We start from the raw sequence: 18,326 nt of genomic DNA, 5'->3' as shown, positions 1-18,326 counted from the left end.
CCAAAACTGATCCGGCTCGCCGTCGCGTCTTCTGGTCTAACACATAACACGAACGTCTGGTTCGAGCCCAGAGTGTGCGTTCAAAGTTCGCCGCTCTTCACCCGCCGGGCGTGTAAATTATTCCAATGAGCGGGTTGCTAAGTGCAATCGGCCAAACGATCAGATTAATCTCTGAGCACCATCTTGGTCTAGAATTTCTAATCCCGGCGTCGTGTAGGATGCCAGATCCACATCACTGCCGCGAGGACAATTGTCAGCGGGATGTCGGCCCAGAGATGGGCATGTTCGTTCGGATAAATGAAGGCCTGCGGTATCATCACGATGCAATGCAGCAGGTTGGCGAGGATGCCCCAGTCGAACAAGGCAACGTTTCGAACGGGATCGGTCGCGCCACGGACCAGCAAAATTGCCCAGGCGGCATAGAGGGCGACCAGCATGAACACGTACGGGTGCAGCCCGTCATAAGGTGACGCGGGATGCGCCGGGCCGATCTGCAGAGCATCGGGAAGCACCCCCCAGACAAAACCCGGCGAGTATCCGACGAACCCCAAGAGCAAGCCGGGCACCAAGGCCCAGCCGACAACCCGCATGGCCAATGAGGATTGCCGAAGATGCGCGTCCTGAGAGCTGCTCATGATTGGTGCCCTGTCTGGCCGGATCAAGGCGTGTACCAAATCGGGCTTGTATAGGCACGGTCTTGCACCGTCATAGGCACTTCACTGGGCATCGTAATCCCAAACCGCTTCGCATCGTAGGCCGTCCAACGCGGCGTGGGGATCTCAATGACGCGCGCGTAGTAAAAGGCGCTCTGGCTCGGGTCGAAATCCGGGTCCGTCCAGTGGGTCATAAACATGGCTTCCCCGATTGAGTTGGTGTAGCTCGCATCGGCGACGTCCACTGTGCTACCGACAGCTCTGTTGCAACGGCGGTTCTCAATGGATCGATTGTCGGAACAGGCGACGTCGTAGATCCGCTCTTCGGTGCTGCCATCGGCAGTGAGCCAGCCCTTGATGATCTGGATGCGGTCGAGATTGGCGCCATCGGGATCGCGCAAGGCACGGATCATCAGTGTGGGTGCTTTTCCATCGGGAGCGCCAGTCAAGTCACCGCCCATTGGCACGCCGCGCGCGTAGCCCTGCGCGGCGAAATCGGGTCGCTGGACTTCATCGGGCAGGAAATCCCAGCCGCCGAATAGCCGCACCGTCAGGCGAGTCCCGGTGCTGGCGTAAACCTCTTTGCGGGCCATAGCATCGAAAATTTCTTCACGTGTGTTTTCTCTCGCCCACACCGCAACTAGCCCCGACGCGACCAGTTGCCAGTCGCTGACAATCACTTCGCCGGTTTCCGAGTCTTTAAGGAACACACCTTTGTACCGGTCTGGCGAGGGGTCTTCGCTCGGGAGCTTGCCAAAGTAATTCTCCTCGCGCGTGGTGGTCATGCTTACATGGTTATCGGTGCTGCCTATCATCCCGTACTTGAAGGGATTTGCCCCGAGCTTTTCCTCCAGCCTGAGCCCATTCTGCAGCGTCGACCGGGCGTATTCGTACTGCAGCATCCAGTCTTCCTTGGGGTTCCCAAAGGAATCGCCAAAGTCCCAGGTCCCGTAGTCCGCGAACTCGTCGTTAGGCGACAGGAAGGGGTGCGCCTCGCCATCGCCCTTCTCCTGGGTGACCTCCATCAGCGGCTCCCAGCGCGCGCGCCGCTCGGCATAGTCCGCCGTCATATCGCTGCCTTTAATGACCTCCGCGTACATTTGACCATTGCTGATATTGCCGTTGTGGGGAATCGCCAGGATCTGACCTCCGGTCTTCTCTTCGTATGCGGCCATGTACTCCCAGAGCTTCTCTGGGTCGCCGCTGTCGAAGGCGCTGAAGGGAAGGACCTGCTTCACCCGATCGGGCCCGTCACGAAAGATCACGACCCGGTGCAGGTTGGCACCTGCCGGGCCGGAGCCGTCTTTCCCATTGCTGACCGTCGACCATTCGTAACCGTTGAGTGCGGTGAAGGTGCCGGGCTGGTTGTACTTGGAGGCAATGTCGACGACATCGTCCCAGACGGAACGGCTGACCTTGGGATCAGAGAACCGTGGCACGCCGGACGTGAAGTCATTCTGCATGGAAACAACGGCTTGCCATGCGTCCTGCGGGCTCCCGTTCATCTTTGCGTACCACTCCTTGCCGACGTCGGTTGCTAGCAGAGCGGGGTCTGCCTCATTGAGCAGCTTAGCAATGCCGAGGTATTCGGCGTGGTCGGTGACCACCAGGAAGTCCAGCGGCCGAACCAACTGAACCCGCAAGCCGGAGTTGGATGTGACCTCCTCACCCCGGGCCAAGCGGAAGCTCACGTCTGGACTGTTGTTATTACCGATCATGCCACTGTCCACGGACAACGAGGTATGGTGGTGGGCATCGCCCCAGAGCACCCGCTGCGGGAAATGCTGATCCACATAGGGCGAATAGGGTTCTGGCTTCTCGACCACTCGCCCCTGATCCAGCGTTCCGGTATCTTGCGCCCCAGCCGCACCACCCAGCAAGGCGAGAGATAAAGTGCCTGCGTACAGGGGCATCGAAATAAACTGTATTGACATAATTGCCTCCAGAATTGGCTCCAGAAAATTCTAAACTATCCTCCTGATCACAACCGACCTTGACATATCTCAAAGCAACCCGCTTAGCATTTGAGGCCAAATGCCAACAAATTTTGGGAGAGAGCTTTGTCCGATAGTGAATTTTCAGCGTTCTTGCTCGCGGGGGTCCTTAATGTTTGTGACAGCGACGGCGTTTCTGCTGAAGATGTTCTGGCGGCAGGTGGTGTAACCCCACATTCTCTTCAGGTGCCCGGCGCGACTGTTCTGCGCAGCAAGGCCGTTGCCGTTTTCGATGCCCTTTCAGCGGTGTCTCACCGACCAGACGCCGCGTTTCGGGCGGGCCTATATCTGCCTATCGAGCGGTCCTCGGAACTGGTGCAACTATTCCGTTCGGCACCCGACCTTCTGGCATTGGTCGCCCCGCTGAACGCTGCGCTCGGTAGCGTATGCGGTGGTCTGATCGGCGTTTCTTTCAGGAAGGACTATGCGCGCCTTGGATTTGGGTTTCCATCGTGGAACATCAAGCTCGAAGAGCCCTTTCAAGAAGCCGCGGCGGGCGCTGTCGTCTGTGCCCTTCGCACCCGTTTTGGACCAAACTGGAGACCTGTTCGCGTTTTAATGGGGCACCGGAGGCTCAAACCAGAAATTTCAACTTTCGAGGGCATTCAGTTGGTATTTGGAACTCCAGACAATGCGGTAATCCTTAGGGCAGAGGAGGCGAAATCGGAGCCGCGCCTGTCGACGTCCACTGGACAGGTTAGTAAGCAGCCGGAGCCCAGGCAGCCGCGCGCAGGCGATGTCGAGTTTGCCAACGAGGCCCGCCGAGTCGTTCATGGCAGGCTCTTGCTCAGGTTGGGTGCGGAACTGGAGGACGTTTCGAAGGTGTTTGGAATATCGGGACGTACCTTGAAGCGTCGTCTCAGTGAAGAAGAGACATCGCTCAGTTCTATTGTCGAGGGCATCAGGTTGGCGGAAGCCGAGCGCCTGCTAATCGAAAGCAGTTTGCCGGTCACCGAAATCTCAGGTGCTCTAGGGTATGCGCACTTGCCTAGTTTCACGCGAGCTTTCAAGCGCGTGACAGGACGTTCCCCGTTTGATTTTCGTCACGAATCCCAGTCGCCCCAAGGTTAATTTGTTCATGTGACAAGCTGGCCAATGACGGCAACTGTAAATGACTGCTTCGTCCCGCGTAGCTGACATTGGCTCAGAATTGCTTGCCGATTAGGCCAAGAGTGCGTGATGCGTCGCGCTGACTAAGTTCAGAAAACCGCTGAGCTTTAGTCAAAGGTGCGAGACACTCCACATTAGGCCGCGCCGCCCAGAAGGGCGGCATTTCCCCCGGCGGCGGTGGTGTCGACGCAGACGTGACGCTCGGCCAGGACGCGGGTGCGGTCAGGTTGGCCCGGGATCAACGGCAAGATCGGGCCATTTCGGCGCGACAGGGCCTGTTCAATCTGAGAAGCCGTGTCCGCGTCGCCCCACCACAGCACCCCGGCGAAACGGTCTGCGTGTTCCAATCGGTGCAGGTCGATCATGCCGGTGGCGCGGATGGCCGTGCCTCCTTGGGCCTCGACGCTTTTGGCCTGCGCGGCGACGGCCTCGGGTCCCGGTCCCATGCACAGCAAGGGTGGCCGGGGCAAGGTGGTCAGGCGGTTTGATTCACCGGTTGGGCCGGGCAGGGATTGCGTTTCCGGTGCCGCGGGTTCACCTGTTGGCGCAGGCAACTCTGCCATGATGCCGGACCAGCTGTCATTGGTCGACTGACGATCCGGGGCGCAGAAACGGGACATGTAGTTGGGGCCGCCCGCTTTGGGGCCGGTGCCGGAAAGCCCCTCGCCCCCAAAGGGCTGGCTGCCAACGATGGCGCCGATCTGGTTGCGGTTGACATAGATGTTGCCCGCGTGGATGGCGTCGGTGACATGCTGCACCCGGTCGTCGATGCGGGTGTGCAACCCGAACGTCAGGCCATAGCCGGTGGCGTTAATGTCGTCGATCACCCGATCAAGATCCTGCGCCTTGAACCGGGCCACGTGCAGGACAGGGCCAAAGATCTCGCGTTCCAGATCACCGATGCCGGATACTTTGATCAGTGTCGGGGCGATAAAGGTGCCTTGTTCCGGAGTGGCCATTTCCTTGAGGACGTGACCGTCGGCACGTGCCACCGCGATGTGATCGGCAATGCCTCTGTGTGCAATCTCGTCAATGACCGGCCCGCAGTCGGTCGAGATGTGCCAAGGATCGCCCACTTGCAGCGCGTCCATCGCGCCCATCAGCATGGTCAGCACGTCATCGGCGATGTCTTCTTGCAGATAAAGACAGCGCAGGGCCGAACACCGCTGCCCGGCGGATTGAAACGCGCTTTCGATGATCGACTGCACGGCCTGTTCGGGCAGGGCGGTGCTGTCGACGATCATGGCGTTCAACCCGCCGGTTTCCGCGATCAGCGGCGCGCCGGGGCGCAGGTTGTGGGCCATTGCGGCACGGATCTTCAGAGCGGTGGCGGTGGACCCAGTAAAGGCCACACCCGAGATGCGCGGATCGGACGTCAGGCGCGCGCCCAGCTCTCCGCCCCCCGGCAGAAGTTGAAGTACGTCACGGGGCACGCCAGCCTCGTGCAATAGTTGAACGGCGCGATGCGCGATCAGTGGCGTTTGCTCGGCAGGTTTCGCAAGGACCGCGTTGCCGACGGCCAAGGCGGCCGCGATCTGGCCCGAGAAAATCGCCAGCGGGAAGTTCCACGGGCTGATGCAAGTGAAGGTACCAGCAGGTTCCGCGTCAGGGATATTGGCGGCGTAGTAGCGCAGGAAGTCCACCGCTTCGCGCAACTCGGCCACGCAATCAGGCAGGGATTTGCCCGCCTCGCGTGCCAGCAGGGCGAACAACTCGCCATGGTGCGCTTCATAAAGGTCGGCAGCGGCGTTCAGGATCGTTGCACGCTCAGCGGCAGGAGCGGTCCAGGGGGTGGCCGATGCCATGGCAACCTCAGCATCCGTGGCGCTTGCAGGCGCGACAGTTCCGGGATTGTCTTCGGGCGTCGAGGGGTTTGTCACAGGCGCCGTGGCCAATGGCGCAGCGTCGGTGGCCAGCAAGCGGGTCGCGTTCCATTGATGCTCTTGAAAGGCTTCTCGGGCCTTGTCCACGGCGTCCAGCGTGGGGGTGTGATGGAGGTCGAACCCGATGGAATTTCGACGCTCGGGCGCAAAAAGGTCGGGACCGTTCGGAATGCGTCGCACCGGATCGTTCACTGTCGCAAAGGGATCGGCGGCGACCTCTTCCGGCGGCACGGCCTCATCCACGATCTGGTTGACGAACGAGCTGTTGGCGCCGTTTTCCAGCAGGCGGCGAACCAAATAGGCCAGCAGGTCGCGATGCGCGCCGACGGGGGCATAGATGCGGCAACGGCTGTTGGCCTTGGCCTTGACCAACCCATGCAGCGTCTCGCCCATGCCGTGCAGGCGTTGAAACTCGAACGGCTGGTCGTCGGCCATATGCAGGATGGCGCTGACGGTGTGTGCGTTGTGGGTGGCGAACTGCGGATAGATACGGTCAGTCATACCCAGCAGTTTGCGGGCATTGGCGATGTAGGAGATGTCGGTCGCTGCCTTGTTGGTGAAAACCGGGAAACCATCGACCCCTTCAACCTGGGCGCGCTTGATCTCGGTGTCCCAATAGGCGCCTTTGACCAGGCGGACCATCAGCTTGCGATCATGACGCTCGGCCATCTCATGCAGCATGTCCAGCGCCAGACCGGCGCGCGGGCCATAGGCCTGCACCACGATGCCGAACCCGTCCCAGCCCTTGAGCGCAGGATCGCCCATCACCTCTTCGATCACCTGCAGCGACAGCGACAGGCGGTCGGCCTCTTCGGCGTCCACGTTCAGGCCCATGCCCGCTGCCTTGGCCAGCAGTGCCAGGGCCTGCAGGCGAGGCACCAACTGGTCCATGACGCTTTGTTCCTGCGCGATCTCATAGCGCGGGTGCAGGGCCGACAGCTTGACTGAAATACCCGGGTTGGCGCGGATATCGTCGTGAATGCAGGCCTCGGCAATGGCCGCAATGGCGCGGGAATAGCTCAGGTGGTAGCGGGCGGCGTCGGCCTCGGTCCGGGCCGCTTCGCCCAGCATGTCATAGGAATAGGTGTATCCCTTGTCCTCCATCCCTTTGGCGCGGGCCATGGCGCTGTTGATGGTTTCACCCAGAACGAACTGACGACCCATTTCCTTCATCGCGCGGCTGACGGCGGTGCGAATCACAGGCTCGCCCAGACGTTTGATCGCGGACCGCAGCGCGCCCACGGGCGAGGGGCCATCATCGTCCAGAACCTTGCCAGTCAGCATCAACGCCCAGGTCGAAGCGTTTACCAGCGACGAGGACGAATGCCCCAGATGTTTGCCCCAATCGGAGGGTGCGATCTTATCCTCGATCAGCGCGTCGATGGTGTCGGCATCCGGCACGCGCAGCAGCGCCTCAGCCAAGCACATGAGTGCGATCCCTTCGTCGGTCGACAGGCCATATTCAGCCAGAAAGACCTCCATCATGCCAGGGGCCGTGCTGCTGCGAATGTCGCGTACCAGATTGGCCGCATCCGCGCATATGGCAGAGCGGTCCGCCTCGCTCAGAGCGGCGGTTGTGACAAGGGTGCTCAGGACTGTGTCCTGATCGGTGTAAGTTTGGCTGTCCAGGCGCAGACGCAGTGATTTTGACATTTTGCCTCCGGTCGTTTTGGGTAGTATACTGTGGACCTTGCGGGCGATTTTCCCGAATGTGCGCTCGCAAAGGTCAAGTGGACTGAAAAATGGGGGTTTGGCGGTGCAAACGGACTTTTCCGAGTTGGACTCATTTGATCGGGCGATTCTGGCGGTTCTGAACAAGGACGGCCGAATCTCGGTCGCTGATCTTGCCCGGCAGATAGGGCTGTCTAAATCGCCGACTCAAGCGCGGCTCAAAAGACTGGAAGGCGAGGGGATCATCACCGGTTACCGGGCCTTGATCGACCCGATCCGCCTGGGGCTGGATCACGTGGCCTTTGTCGAGGTCCGCCTGAGCGACACGCGCGAGGCGGCATTGCGCGCCTTTAACGACGCGGTGTCGAAGATTGGCGAGATTGAGCAAGTTCATATGATTGCGGGAAATTTCGACTACCTGATGAAGATCAGAACCGGGTCGATGAGCGAATATCGCGCGGTTCTGGCCGAAAAGATCTCGACCTTGCCGCATGTGGCCAGCACATCAACCTTTGTGGCAATGCAGGCCGTGAAAGAAACGGCGACGATGGGGGCGCTCGAAAACGTGAGTTGACCTGTGATTGTTTTGCGTCAGCATTTGAGTATGCGACAGATTACCCATATCACAGCCGCTTTGGTCCTAATTGCAACGCCTGTCTGGGCCGATATTTGCCCGCAGGCGCCTGATCATTCCGAGAACCTGGCCGCGTTGATCACCGACATCCAAACAGCCGAAACAGAGCGCGAGGCCCGCATCGTATCCAACAAGATGTGGAGCTATTGGGCCGATGCGCCCAACGAACAGGCGCAGGCGATTCTGGACAGGGGCATGTCGAAACGCGCCGCCTGGGACTTGCTGGGCGCGCGCGAGGATTTCGACGCCTTGATCACCTATTGTCCGAACTACGCCGAAGGGTACAACCAGCGGGCCTTTGTTCACTTCCTGAACCATAACTTTCAGGCTGCCCTTGTCGATCTGGATCAGGCCTTGGCGCTGTCACCGGACCACGTCGCCGCGCTCAGCGGGCGGGCCCTGTCCTTGTTGGGGTTGAGCCGCATTGACGAGGCGCGCGAGACGCTTCAAACGGCGCTTGAACTGAACCCTTGGTTGCCCGAACGCGGGCTGCTTGACGCGGGCGGTGCGCTTGCCCCAAAAGGAAAGGACATTTGACGTAATTCGAATATGTTTGACCATTTGGACAAAAAGTTGTGAAAAAACCAAGTTATCAGATTGAGGTCACGTCACAGCCCGTCTAGAGCTATGGATACCGGTTGCCGGTGTGCGGGCGTGATGGAATGGTAGACATATCGGACTTAAAATCCGAAGGCCCTAGGCCGTGTGGGTTCGAGTCCCACCGCCCGTACCATAAAACTCCAACATTGCAGTGAAGTGTGTTTTCCAGTGCCGATTCGTTCAGCCAGTCTTGGGTATGTCATCCCGTCAGCACTACACTTGCAGAAAATTGCATGTTATGGATCGAGCAATCGACATGAGGAGAGTTTTGATGGCGTTGACAGTGCAAGAAATGATGGCTGCGGCAAATGCAGCCGTTGAGCGGATCGACGGAAAGAAGGCGCAGGAACTGGTGGCCCAAGGGGCGCTTTTGTTGGATGTGCGTGATGCTCTGGAACTGGAAAATGCAGGCCGCGCGCAGGGTTCGCACCACATCTCGCGTGGGATGTTGGAGTTTCGCGCCGACGATGCAACGCAATTCCATGACCCCGAATTGCGCAAGGATCGGGTGATCGTCATCCATTGTGCCAGCGGTGGTCGGGCGGCTCTTGCAGGCAAGCTGCTCAAGGATATGGGATATCAGACCGTGTACAACGTGGGTGGGCTGTCAGATTGGCAGGCGTCAGGCGGCGCCATGGTCGAACCCGCCGATCCCGGAATGTGACCCAGAACAAAGTAGCCAGGCGGCGCATTGGCTAGGGTCCGGTCAACACAGTCAAACCCGGAGATCCAGTCCATGTTCCGCCTTGCATCCATGCTTTATGCCCTTGTTGCCACAGCCATCGCAGGCTCGGCCGTGATTGCGGTTCTGGCCGCGGGTATGGTCACGGTTCCCGCGATTGTCGGCGCGGCTGCCATCGGCGCCGTGATAGCAGCACCTGCATCCTGGCTGATCGCCCGCAAGCTGTATCAGTATTAAACGTCAGGCATTCAGGAACAGCCGCGCGGCCGCCTCGAACTCGCGCGGTTTTTCTGCATGCAACCAATGGCCCGCACCTGGGATTTTGGCAAACCGGGCCTGTGGGAACAGCGCCTTGATCCGATCGCGGTGCTCCGGCAGCACATAGTCCGAGGCTGCGCCCGAAAGAAACAGTGTTGGGCCGGGCCACGACGTTGATACATCCGGAAAACCCATGATGTTGGGCATCTGGTCGGCCAGCGTATCCAAGTTCAACTTCCACCCTTTGTTGGGAATATCCAGTGATTGGGTGAAAAAGCTCTGGAGCGCTTTTTCTACACCCAGCTCTGCCAGCTGCGCCTCGGCGTCCGAGCGACGCTCGACGCGGTTCATGTCTACGGCGCGCATGGCCTCGATGAACTGGATCTGTGTGTGCGTATAGGCGACCGGGGCGATGTCGGCTACGATCAGTTTGTTCACCGTTGCGGGATGTGTCAGCGCCAAAGTCATCGCAGATTTGCCGCCCATGGAATGTCCGATGACGTCTGCTGTCCCGCCAAATTCACCGATCACCTCGGCCAGATCACCGGCCAATGCGGGGTAATCGTGCACTGTTTCGCGCGGGCTGCTACCGTGGTTGCGCATGTCAACGGCGATCACTTGCCGTTCATCCGACAGGCGCTTGGCGATGACGCCCCAATTGCGGCCCGAGCCATAGAGGCCATGAGCAATGACGAGGGGCGGGCGGTCAGTCGGCGTGCCGTGGGTGATCCAGTTCAACATGCCCCGGTGATACCCGCAGGGCGCCTCCGCGACCACCCCCATTGAGGCCGCCTCTCAGGCAGGGTAGGGTGCCCGCCGGAGGTCAACATGTCAGAACCCATCGCCGTTCAGGATCAGATCGCGGAAACCGTCGCCCTGCTCAGGGCGCAATTGGGCGTGAGCGGCAAGGATCTGACCAAGGCCCTGCGCAAGGCGCGCCACCGTTTGCCGCGCCGGATCTATCGCCAGGCGACTAAGTTGGCGAAAGTCGAGGGATTAGCAAGCCACCCGAAACTGCGTCTGACGCTGGACACGCCCGCCTTGGCCAAGGCCGCGCGCGAAGTTCAGGAGCATCTTCGTGACATCGACGTGGCCGACCGCCGCAAGGGCTGGTGGCTTGGTGCGCTTGGGGCATTGGCCTTCAACATTCTATTGTTTGGCGCAATCGTCTTGGGCTTCATGATGTGGCAGGGGCTCATCTAAACAAGACCTGGGCACTTTCCCCTGACCCGATCCTGAGATATTGCTGAACGTGGTTCACGAAACAGGGGTGCCCATGTCGACCAAATCGGAACAGCGCAAGGCGGCGTTGCGGGAAAAGCTCGTCCACTCGGCCAAGGTACGGATCGAAAGTGATGGCATGGCGGCTCTGCGGGCGCGTGATCTGGCTAAGGATGCAGGCTGCGCTGTTGGTGCCATCTACAACGCTTTTGAGGATCTCAATGACATCGTCATGGCGGTGAACGGACTGACCTTTCAGGCATTGGGGGAAACAGTGCGCAGCTCGTTCGATGGGATCGAGCCGCCGGTGGATCGCCTGATTCTGATGAGCCACGCTTATCTGGGTTTTGCAGTGGACCACACCAACCTGTGGCGTGCGCTGTTTGATCTGGACATGTCCGAAGATGGCCCAGTGCCCGCTTGGTATCGCGCTGCCCTGGCGGATCTGTTCAGCAATATCTCGCGTCCCTTGTCCGAGCTTTTTCCCGAAATGACCGAACAAGAACTGTCCCTGATGACCCGCGCGATGTTCTCGTCGGTGCATGGGATCGTCTTGCTGGGCCTGCAAAATCGTATCTCGGGCGTGCCCCCGGAACAGATCGAGCAGATGATCGCCGCAGTCTTGCGCCGAATTGGAAACGAATAGTTTCCTGAACGTCGTTCAAAAAAGTTCTTGAACGACGTTCAGGAAATTGCTACCTCTAGTTTTTGAACGTTGTTCACGATTTGGAGGATGCGAAATGTTCAGAACTTTGAAGACATTGGTTGTTGGTGCGAATGCGCGGGCCGAGGAAAGGCTGCGTGATGAATATTCGATCGAATTGATTGATCAGAAGATCCGCGACGCGGCACAAAGCCTCAAGGCGGCCAAACTGTCACTCGCCAGTCTTATCCAGCAGCAGCGTGCCGAGCAGCGCCAGTTGGATGGTCTGAAAGATCGGGTCGACGATTTGCTCTCCCGCGCCAAAGAGGCGCTGAATGCAGGGCGCGAGGATCTGGCGCAAAGCGCCGCCCAGGCGGTGGCGGATCTGGAAAATGAAAGCATGATGCGCCAGCAGACGGTCGATCGCCTCGACATGCGCATCCTTCAGCTGCGCCAATCGATCGAGACCGCAAACCGCCGCCTGATCGACCTCAAGCAAGGGGCGCTGTCGGCCCGGGCCGTGCGCCGCGAGCAGGGAATGCAGAAGCGCCTGAACCGTCATCTGGGCGGGGACAGCCCGATGGATGAAGCGCAAGAACTGATCGCGGGTGTTCTGCAGGCTCAGGACCCCTTTGAGCAAGGTCAGATCCTGGCCGAGATCGACCAGGGATTGGATCACACCAACATTGCTGCCCGGATGGAAGAGGCCGGATTTGGTGACAAGACCCGCTCGACCGCTGCTGATGTTCTTGGTCGTTTGAAAGACTGAAACCCAACCTAATCTCGCCAGAACAGATGGCTAATTCTCAACTCATTTGGAAAACCGGAGTACAAGTTCCATGACTGATCGTAATGACAATGCACTGATTTTGATGCTGAACGGTGCGGGCGTGTTGCTGGCCTATGGCCTGCTGGGTGTATCACTGTGGCTTTCGACCGAAGTGCCGCTGGCCACCAAAGGGTACTGGGGTATGGGCATCCTGCTGCTGACGATCAGCCTGATCAACGTGGTGAAGTACCGCTTTGATCACCGCTCGTCCGAAGACCGCATTCGCCGCATCGAAGAAGCGCGCAACGAAAAGATGCTGGAAGAGGCGATCCTGGACAGCAAATCCGACATCTGATTCCGGTCGGTGGCGCGCCGGGCTGCAGGCCCGGCGCGCGGCCCAACGCTTTTGCGGGCATCTTTGATGCAGGCACAAGGGGCGGGAGCACACCCGGAAACGAAAAACGGCGCCCGATTGGGGCGCCGTCTTCATGTCATGATCGTAAAGGATCAGAGGTTCGGGTACAGCGGGAAACGGGCGCAGAGTGCTGCCACTTTTCCGCGTACCGACGCTTCCACGTCGCCATTGGCGTCTGCGCCGTTGGCTGCCAGACCGTCGACCACTTCGATGATCAGGTCGGCAATCTCGCGGAACTCGGCCTCACCAAAGCCGCGGGTGGTGCCCGCAGGGGTGCCCAGACGGATGCCCGAGGTTACGGTGGGCTTTTCCGGGTCAAACGGGATGCCGTTCTTGTTGGTGGTGATATGCGCACGACCCAGGGCCGCATCCACGATGTTGCCGGTCACTTTCTTGGGACGCAGGTCCACCAGCAGAACATGGGTGTCGGTGCCGCCGGTGACGATGTCCAGACCACCTTTGACCAGTTGGTCGGCCAAGGCCACCGCGTTTGCACGCACCTGCTTCTGATAGGTCTTGAATTCGGGACGCAGAGCCTCGCCAAAGGCGGCGGCCTTGCCTGCGATCACGTGCATCAGCGGACCGCCCTGGATTCCGGGGAAGATCGCCGAGTTCACTTTCTTGGCGATCGCCTCGTCATTGGTCAGGATCATGCCGCCGCGCGGACCGCGCAAGGTCTTGTGCGTTGTGGTGGTCGCAACATGGGCGTGCGGGAAGGGCGAGGGGTGCTCGCCAGCCGCAACCAGACCCGCGATGTGGGCCATGTCGACCAGCAGGTAGGCACCAACGCTGTCGGCAATTTCGCGGAATTTGGCGAAATCGATCTGACGCGGGATGGCCGAGCCACCGGCGATGATCAGCGCGGGCTTGTGCTCGTTGGCCAGTTCCTGGATCTGCTCATAATCGATCAGGTTGTCCTGCTTGCGCACGCCATAATGCACGGCGTTGAACCATTTGCCCGACTGGTTCGGCTTGGCACCGTGGGTCAGGTGGCCACCGGCCGACAGGTCCATGCCCAGGATGGTGTCGCCGGGCTTGATCAGCGCCTGAAACACACCCTGGTTGGCCTGGCTGCCCGAATTCGGCTGAACGTTGGCAAAGCCGCAGCCAAACAGCTCTTTAGCGCGGTCGATGGCCAGATTTTCGGCCACATCCACATATTGGCAGCCGCCATAGTAGCGACGGCCCGGATAGCCTTCGGCGTATTTGTTGGTCAGAACCGAGCCTTGCGCCTCCATCACGGCAGCAGAGACGATGTTCTCCGACGCGATCAGCTCGATCTCGTCGCGCTGGCGACCCAGCTCGGACGTGATCGAACCAAAGAGTTCGGGGTCGCGTGTGGCGAGCGATTCAGTGAAGAACCCGGGGTCACGAATTTCAGCAGTCATTGTGGCTCCAATCAGCTGGGGGTGTCTGTTGGCGGATTTCCTATCGGAAACCATGGGAGCAAGAAAGGCCGTAAAGCGACGAATTGGCCAACTGCGGCGTCAAGGCTGGTCTCTGGGGGAAAGGTATGATTGTTTCGGAACAAAATGCGCAACACCGGAAACCCGATAACATGACCAAGAGAATCGCCTTTCTGGCCAGCGACGCTCCGGTGGCGCAAACCGCCCGGGCTGCTTTGATTGGCCGATACGGCAATGCAGCACCACGGGATGCTGACGTTGTTGTCGCCTTGGGCGGGGACGGGCACATGCTGCGCACGCTGCACAACACACAGCATCTGCCAGCTCCGGTCTATGGCATGAACCGCGGCACCATCGGGTTTCTAATGAATGAATACAACGAGGCCGATCTGCTGGAGCGGCTGGATGAGGCCGAGCTTGAGATCATCAATCCGCTGTCGATGCGCGCGATGGATCAGGCCGGGCAGATGCATGAGGCGCTGGCCATCAACGAAGTCTCGTTGTTGCGGGCCGGTCCTCAGGCCGCGCGGCTCAAGATTTCCGTCGACGACCGGGTGCGTCTGGCCGAGCTTGTCTGTGACGGGGCACTGGTGGCAACCCCGGCGGGATCGACGGCCTACAATTATTCCGCGCACGGCCCTATTCTGCCGATCGGGTCTGACGTTCTGGCGCTGACGGCAATTGCCGCCTTTCGCCCGCGTCGCTGGCGCGGCGCGCTGCTGCCCAAGACCGCCAAGGTACGTTTTGATGTCGTGGACCCGAGCAAGCGCCCGGTCATGGCAGATGCAGATTCGATCTCGATCAACGATATAGACTGGGTCGAAATCCGGTCCGAACCCTCGATCAGACACCGCATTCTATTTGATCCGGGCCACGGGTTGGAAGAGCGGCTGATTTCGGAACAATTTACCTGACCTGGGCCTTGGTCCTCTAAATTCAGTCATGCGTGTTAGGAGAAAATTCGTGTTTCTGTGAACAAACTCACAGTTACAAGAGTATGTCTCGAGTAACCTGATTTCAGGTTGGGTGTAGCGATGCACGACAAGTTGTGAGTGGTTTGTTCGTGTCGTGTTTCTCAAGAGTTTGCATTGGTACGCAAACGCGGGCGCGATTGGGTTCGCGCTCGCACGTAAAGTGGCCTGACTGAGTGTTTCAGCACCATCGGCCCTGTTGCCGCTGTCGGTGACAGGGCAATTTGTTGAAGTCCGTCTGAGCAATTGCTTTCGTTTTTCATATGATGGCCGGATCTGGCGGAAAGGGCGAAATGCTCCCGCCCGTCGTCGATGCTCCTCGCGGGACACCTCCTCCCGTTGGGCCGGGCGCGTCGGCGCGTGATCCTCACGACCAACCTCAGGAGATCTGCCGATCTCGACCTTCCCAATAGGGTTTGCGCAACTCGGTTTTCAGCACCTTGTTGGCCCCAGATAGCGGAAAAGGCTCGGTCCGGAAATCAATGCTGCGCGGACATTTGTAGCCTGCGATCAACTCATGGCAATGCGCCATCAACTCTTCGGCGGTTGCCTGGGCCTCGGGGTGCAGTATCACGATGGCATGCACGCTTTCGCCCCATTGCTCGGACGGCACGCCGATAACCGCACTGGTGACCACGGCAGCGTGTTGGGCGAGGGCGTTCTCTACCTCGGCCGAATAAACGTTCTCGCCGCCCGAGACGATCATGTCTTTCACCCGGTCCATCAGAAAGACGAACCCTTCTTCGTCCATATAACCGGCATCCCCGGTCATGACCCAGCCGTCTCGGATGGTCTCGTCTGTCACATCGGGCTTGTTCCAATAGCCCAGCATGGTGATCGGGCCTTTGACTGCGATCTCGCCAATCTCTCCGGTCGGTAGTGTTTGCCCATCCTCGCCAACAATCTTGATCTCGCAGACCCGAGTCGCGCGCCCTGCCGAGCGCAGTTTGCCCGCATGAGGCCCGTCCAGCGTATGGTACTTGCTGTCCAGAACCGTGGCGACGGGGCTGAGCTCGGTCTGGCCAAAGGCCTGCATGAACGCAGCCTTGGGAAAGGCCTTGAAGGCATCGGCAAGCGTGGCCTCGGTTATGGGCGAGGCGCCGTATCCGATGAGTTCCAGCGATGAGATGTCGGTGTCGGCGAGATTGGGCGAGGCCAGCATCATCTGTAGCATCACAGGCACCAGCAGGGTGTGGGTCGGTTTGTGCTGCTCGATGGCCTCGAGCGTGGCCTCGGGCGTGAACATCGGGATCACAACATGAGTGCCCGCGACAAAGGTGATGGCCATGAACCACAGAAGGTCGGCGATGTGGAACATCGGTGCGGCGTGCAGATAGATCGTGCCATCCACCACCTTGAGCTCTTGCGCGTTTGAGATGCCGCTGACGTAAAAATTGGCCTGCGACAGCATCACGCCCTTGGGAAAGCCTGTCGTGCCGCCGGTATAGAAGATACCCGCCAGATCATCGTGGCTGCGATCTGCGTCCGGGACTGGGGCGGCAGACGCTATGATCTCTTCATAGTTCACCATGCCTCCGGGTGTGTCGCCGTCACCGCAGAAGATCAGCGTCTTTAGACCTGGAACTTGCGCCTGAATGGCTGGGGCCGCGGCGGCAAAGGCGTCGTCGACCAGCAGGATTTCAGCGCCGGCATCATTGAGTGCATAGGCGCATTCGGCAGGAGCCCAACGGATGTTCATCGGCATCATTGCACCACCGCCCCACACGGTGGCAAAGAAGTATTCGATGAAGCGATCCGAGTTCAGCGACAAGAGCGCGACCCGATCGCCGGGCTTCATACCCAATTCTTGCAGGGCGCCCGCCAGTCGCTGGACCCGGTCCAGCAACTGCGACCAGCTTTGCGAGCGGTCCTTGAAAACGGTGGCGGTGCCCTTTGGGTTCACCTGAACGGCGCGGCGCAGCACGGATGTGATCTGCATGTCTCTTCTTCCCTTTTTTCCGATCTCAGCCCATGCGTTGCCAAAGCAGGTCGCACATGCGACCCAGGCGGGCCTCGATGGCGGCGCTGGCGTCGACGGCCAGGTCTTCGCGCCAGCGGCGGGCCACGATCTGCACGCTCATCGGCTGCGGCCCTTGCGGCAGCTCGGCCACATGGGTTGGCACGCAGGCGGCGGGCAGCCCCATAAAATTCATGGAATAGGACCAGAGCGCAGAGCCCAGAACCTCTTGTACACCGTCTGCACCTTGGGTGTCACGATCAGGTGCAAAGAAGGGCTGTGGCAGGAAGGGGCAGAGCACCAAAGGGTAGCTGTCCAGGAACACCGACCATTCGCGTGCATAGAAGCTGCGTTTGGCCATCATGCGTAGAATGTCAGTCCCTTCATAGGGGGGGAACTGTTCGAAATACTCGTCAAAGACCGCACGGATGGTGGGTGAGCCGTATTTGTCTATGTCGGGTCCCATCAGGGCCAGCACTTCGCCCATCAGGGTGCGATACCCGTCCATGCCGCAATCGCGCAGATGGGGCGGTTCGACCTCGACCACCTGGAATCCTGCATCGGTGAGCGCATCGCGGGCCATGTCGAGGGCGCGAGAGACCTCGGGGTGCAGGTCGAATTCGTAGGTTTCTTTGGTGAAACCCACCTTGATTGGTCCATCGAGCGCCTCGCCGCGCCAAGGCAGGGGCGCGTGGAAGGGGTCGCGCGCGTCGGGGCGGATCATCGTGGGCATGGCCAGATGCAGGTCATCGGCGGTGCGGCATATCAAGCCCTGAACAGACATGGATTGCGCCAGCATGCCGCGTTCGGCGGTTTGGCTGGGGTTCCAGGCGGGGACGCGACCCAGGCCGGGTTTGACAGTGACTGCTCCATTGGCGGCGGCGGGAAAGCGCAGTGAGCCGCCAATGTCATTGCCATGAGCCAGTGCGCCGATGCCCGCCATTACGGATGAGCCCGCCCCGCCCGAAGAGCCGCCGGGCGAGACATGTTTGCCCCAGGGGTTATGGGTGCGTCCGTGTAGCGGGTTGTCGGTGTCGGCGCGAAAGCTGAATTCAGGCGTATTGGTCCGACCGATTATGACGGCGCCGGCATCCTGCAGATGGCGCACCAGGGGGGCGTCGTCGGGGGCGATCAAGTCTTTGAGCGCGGGCACACCGTTGCTGCTGGCATAGCCGATCTGATCGACGTTGATCTTGATGGTGACGGGCACACCGTGCAGCGGGCCGGTGGGCGCGCCAGATGCGCGGGCCTTGTCCAGATCAAGCGCACGTGCCCGGGCATCGTCGGCGCAGGACACCACCACGGCGTTGAGGTCCGGGTTGACCGCACCCATGCGGGTCAGGGCGGCGTCCACAGCGGCCTCGGCTGTCAGGTCTCCAGAGGTGGTGCGGGCAACGGTTTCAGAGGCGCTGAGGCGCCAGGTATCGGTATCGGTCATGAAAAATCTCCCGCTTGCAGG

Annotated in this window: 17 protein-coding genes and 1 tRNA gene; 11 read left to right on the top strand and 7 right to left on the bottom strand. The window is 60.0% G+C overall.

The genetic code is table 11. The features are described 5' to 3' along the window. Positions 1 to 197: 197 nt before the first annotated feature. The gene (locus tag TRM7615_RS18620) at positions 198 to 635 is read right to left on the bottom strand and encodes a DUF6632 domain-containing protein (protein WP_125133712.1); all 438 of its coding nucleotides are present in this window, start codon (positions 633 to 635) and stop codon (positions 198 to 200) included. A gap of 23 nt (positions 636 to 658) precedes the next feature. Then, positions 659 to 2,587 (bottom strand): DUF3604 domain-containing protein, encoded by a 1,929-nt coding sequence (locus TRM7615_RS18615; RefSeq protein WP_235824139.1) that lies wholly within the window; start codon positions 2,585 to 2,587, stop codon positions 659 to 661. 126 nt (positions 2,588 to 2,713) lie between these two features. On the opposite strand from TRM7615_RS18615, the gene TRM7615_RS18610 reads away from it, so the two are divergent. Continuing rightward, entirely contained in the window at positions 2,714 to 3,718 is a 1,005-nt protein-coding gene (locus TRM7615_RS18610; protein WP_165821475.1) for an AraC family transcriptional regulator, read from the top strand. Positions 3,719 to 3,891: 173 nt separating this feature from the next. Here the strand turns inward: TRM7615_RS18610 and putA are convergent, their stop codons facing one another. Continuing rightward, on the bottom strand, positions 3,892 to 7,293 hold the full coding sequence (gene putA / locus TRM7615_RS18605; RefSeq protein ID WP_108790408.1) for a bifunctional proline dehydrogenase/L-glutamate gamma-semialdehyde dehydrogenase PutA: 3,402 nt from the start codon (positions 7,291 to 7,293) through the stop codon (positions 3,892 to 3,894). Positions 7,294 to 7,396: 103 nt separating this feature from the next. Between putA and TRM7615_RS18600 the strand changes: the two genes are divergently transcribed. From TRM7615_RS18600 to TRM7615_RS18580, 5 genes are all read left to right on the top strand, one after another. Continuing rightward, positions 7,397 to 7,885 (top strand): Lrp/AsnC family transcriptional regulator, encoded by a 489-nt coding sequence (locus TRM7615_RS18600; protein WP_108790654.1) that lies wholly within the window; start codon positions 7,397 to 7,399, stop codon positions 7,883 to 7,885. 30 nt (positions 7,886 to 7,915) lie between these two features. After that, the gene (locus TRM7615_RS18595; RefSeq protein WP_108790405.1) at positions 7,916 to 8,482 is read left to right on the top strand and encodes a tetratricopeptide repeat protein; all 567 of its coding nucleotides are present in this window, start codon (positions 7,916 to 7,918) and stop codon (positions 8,480 to 8,482) included. Between the two features lie 111 nt (positions 8,483 to 8,593). Beyond that, positions 8,594 to 8,678 (top strand) — tRNA-Leu (locus tag TRM7615_RS18590). A gap of 138 nt (positions 8,679 to 8,816) precedes the next feature. Next, positions 8,817 to 9,209: a rhodanese-like domain-containing protein gene (locus TRM7615_RS18585; protein WP_108790402.1), complete on the top strand. Its 393-nt coding sequence runs from the start codon at positions 8,817 to 8,819 to the stop codon at positions 9,207 to 9,209. 72 nt (positions 9,210 to 9,281) lie between these two features. Then, a complete protein-coding gene (locus TRM7615_RS18580) occupies positions 9,282 to 9,464 on the top strand; it encodes a hypothetical protein (protein ID WP_108790399.1) in 183 nt (60 codons plus the stop codon). 3 nt (positions 9,465 to 9,467) lie between these two features. On the opposite strand, the gene TRM7615_RS18575 is transcribed toward TRM7615_RS18580, so the two are convergent. Further along, positions 9,468 to 10,268: an alpha/beta fold hydrolase gene (locus tag TRM7615_RS18575; RefSeq protein WP_235824138.1), complete on the bottom strand. Its 801-nt coding sequence runs from the start codon at positions 10,266 to 10,268 to the stop codon at positions 9,468 to 9,470. A 45-nt stretch (positions 10,269 to 10,313) separates the two neighbouring features. On the opposite strand from TRM7615_RS18575, the gene TRM7615_RS18570 reads away from it, so the two are divergent. From TRM7615_RS18570 to TRM7615_RS18555, 4 genes are all read left to right on the top strand, one after another. Further along, complete coding sequence (locus TRM7615_RS18570) at positions 10,314 to 10,688, top strand: hypothetical protein (protein ID WP_108790396.1); 375 nt, start codon at positions 10,314 to 10,316, stop codon at positions 10,686 to 10,688. Between the two features lie 73 nt (positions 10,689 to 10,761). Further along, entirely contained in the window at positions 10,762 to 11,352 is a 591-nt protein-coding gene (locus TRM7615_RS18565) for a TetR/AcrR family transcriptional regulator (RefSeq protein ID WP_108790650.1), read from the top strand. Positions 11,353 to 11,446: 94 nt separating this feature from the next. After that, positions 11,447 to 12,118 (top strand): PspA/IM30 family protein, encoded by a 672-nt coding sequence (locus tag TRM7615_RS18560; RefSeq protein WP_108790393.1) that lies wholly within the window; start codon positions 11,447 to 11,449, stop codon positions 12,116 to 12,118. A gap of 70 nt (positions 12,119 to 12,188) precedes the next feature. After that, positions 12,189 to 12,473, top strand: a complete 285-nt coding sequence (locus TRM7615_RS18555) for a YiaA/YiaB family inner membrane protein (RefSeq protein ID WP_108790390.1) — start codon at positions 12,189 to 12,191, stop codon at positions 12,471 to 12,473. Between the two features lie 152 nt (positions 12,474 to 12,625). On the opposite strand, the gene glyA is transcribed toward TRM7615_RS18555, so the two are convergent. Then, the gene (glyA, locus tag TRM7615_RS18550; protein WP_108790387.1) at positions 12,626 to 13,921 is read right to left on the bottom strand and encodes a serine hydroxymethyltransferase; all 1,296 of its coding nucleotides are present in this window, start codon (positions 13,919 to 13,921) and stop codon (positions 12,626 to 12,628) included. 170 nt (positions 13,922 to 14,091) lie between these two features. On the opposite strand from glyA, the gene TRM7615_RS18545 reads away from it, so the two are divergent. Next, the gene (locus tag TRM7615_RS18545) at positions 14,092 to 14,853 is read left to right on the top strand and encodes an NAD kinase (protein WP_108790648.1); all 762 of its coding nucleotides are present in this window, start codon (positions 14,092 to 14,094) and stop codon (positions 14,851 to 14,853) included. A 436-nt stretch (positions 14,854 to 15,289) separates the two neighbouring features. Here TRM7615_RS18545 and TRM7615_RS18540 read toward each other — a convergent pair whose 3' ends face one another. Both TRM7615_RS18540 and TRM7615_RS18535 read right to left on the bottom strand, forming a co-directional pair. Then, positions 15,290 to 16,849: an acyl-CoA synthetase gene (locus tag TRM7615_RS18540; RefSeq protein ID WP_108790384.1), complete on the bottom strand. Its 1,560-nt coding sequence runs from the start codon at positions 16,847 to 16,849 to the stop codon at positions 15,290 to 15,292. Positions 16,850 to 16,874: 25 nt separating this feature from the next. After that, the gene (locus TRM7615_RS18535) at positions 16,875 to 18,305 is read right to left on the bottom strand and encodes an amidase family protein (RefSeq protein WP_108790381.1); all 1,431 of its coding nucleotides are present in this window, start codon (positions 18,303 to 18,305) and stop codon (positions 16,875 to 16,877) included. Between the last annotated feature and the right edge of the window lie 21 nt (positions 18,306 to 18,326).

The sequence above is a fragment of the Falsiruegeria mediterranea M17 genome (assembly GCF_900302455.1).
Classification (GTDB): domain Bacteria; phylum Pseudomonadota; class Alphaproteobacteria; order Rhodobacterales; family Rhodobacteraceae; genus Falsiruegeria; species Falsiruegeria mediterranea.
This window is presented reverse-complemented; position numbering and strand designations above follow the sequence as displayed.

Coding starts and splice junctions, on each gene's coding strand:
- TRM7615_RS18620 (WP_125133712.1), bottom strand. CDS start 635: ATGAGCAGCTCTCAGGACGCGCATCTTCGGCAATCCTCATTGGCCATG.
- TRM7615_RS18615 (WP_235824139.1), bottom strand. CDS start 2,587: ATGTCAATACAGTTTATTTCGATGCCCCTGTACGCAGGCACTTTATCT.
- putA (WP_108790408.1), bottom strand. CDS start 7,293: ATGTCAAAATCACTGCGTCTGCGCCTGGACAGCCAAACTTACACCGAT.
- TRM7615_RS18595 (WP_108790405.1), top strand. CDS start 7,916: ATGCGACAGATTACCCATATCACAGCCGCTTTGGTCCTAATTGCAACG.
- TRM7615_RS18585 (WP_108790402.1), top strand. CDS start 8,817: ATGGCGTTGACAGTGCAAGAAATGATGGCTGCGGCAAATGCAGCCGTT.
- TRM7615_RS18580 (WP_108790399.1), top strand. CDS start 9,282: ATGTTCCGCCTTGCATCCATGCTTTATGCCCTTGTTGCCACAGCCATC.
- TRM7615_RS18575 (WP_235824138.1), bottom strand. CDS start 10,268: ATGGGGGTGGTCGCGGAGGCGCCCTGCGGGTATCACCGGGGCATGTTG.
- TRM7615_RS18570 (WP_108790396.1), top strand. CDS start 10,314: ATGTCAGAACCCATCGCCGTTCAGGATCAGATCGCGGAAACCGTCGCC.
- TRM7615_RS18565 (WP_108790650.1), top strand. CDS start 10,762: ATGTCGACCAAATCGGAACAGCGCAAGGCGGCGTTGCGGGAAAAGCTC.
- TRM7615_RS18560 (WP_108790393.1), top strand. CDS start 11,447: ATGTTCAGAACTTTGAAGACATTGGTTGTTGGTGCGAATGCGCGGGCC.
- TRM7615_RS18555 (WP_108790390.1), top strand. CDS start 12,189: ATGACTGATCGTAATGACAATGCACTGATTTTGATGCTGAACGGTGCG.
- glyA (WP_108790387.1), bottom strand. CDS start 13,921: ATGACTGCTGAAATTCGTGACCCCGGGTTCTTCACTGAATCGCTCGCC.
- TRM7615_RS18545 (WP_108790648.1), top strand. CDS start 14,092: ATGACCAAGAGAATCGCCTTTCTGGCCAGCGACGCTCCGGTGGCGCAA.
- TRM7615_RS18540 (WP_108790384.1), bottom strand. CDS start 16,849: ATGCAGATCACATCCGTGCTGCGCCGCGCCGTTCAGGTGAACCCAAAG.
- TRM7615_RS18535 (WP_108790381.1), bottom strand. CDS start 18,305: ATGACCGATACCGATACCTGGCGCCTCAGCGCCTCTGAAACCGTTGCC.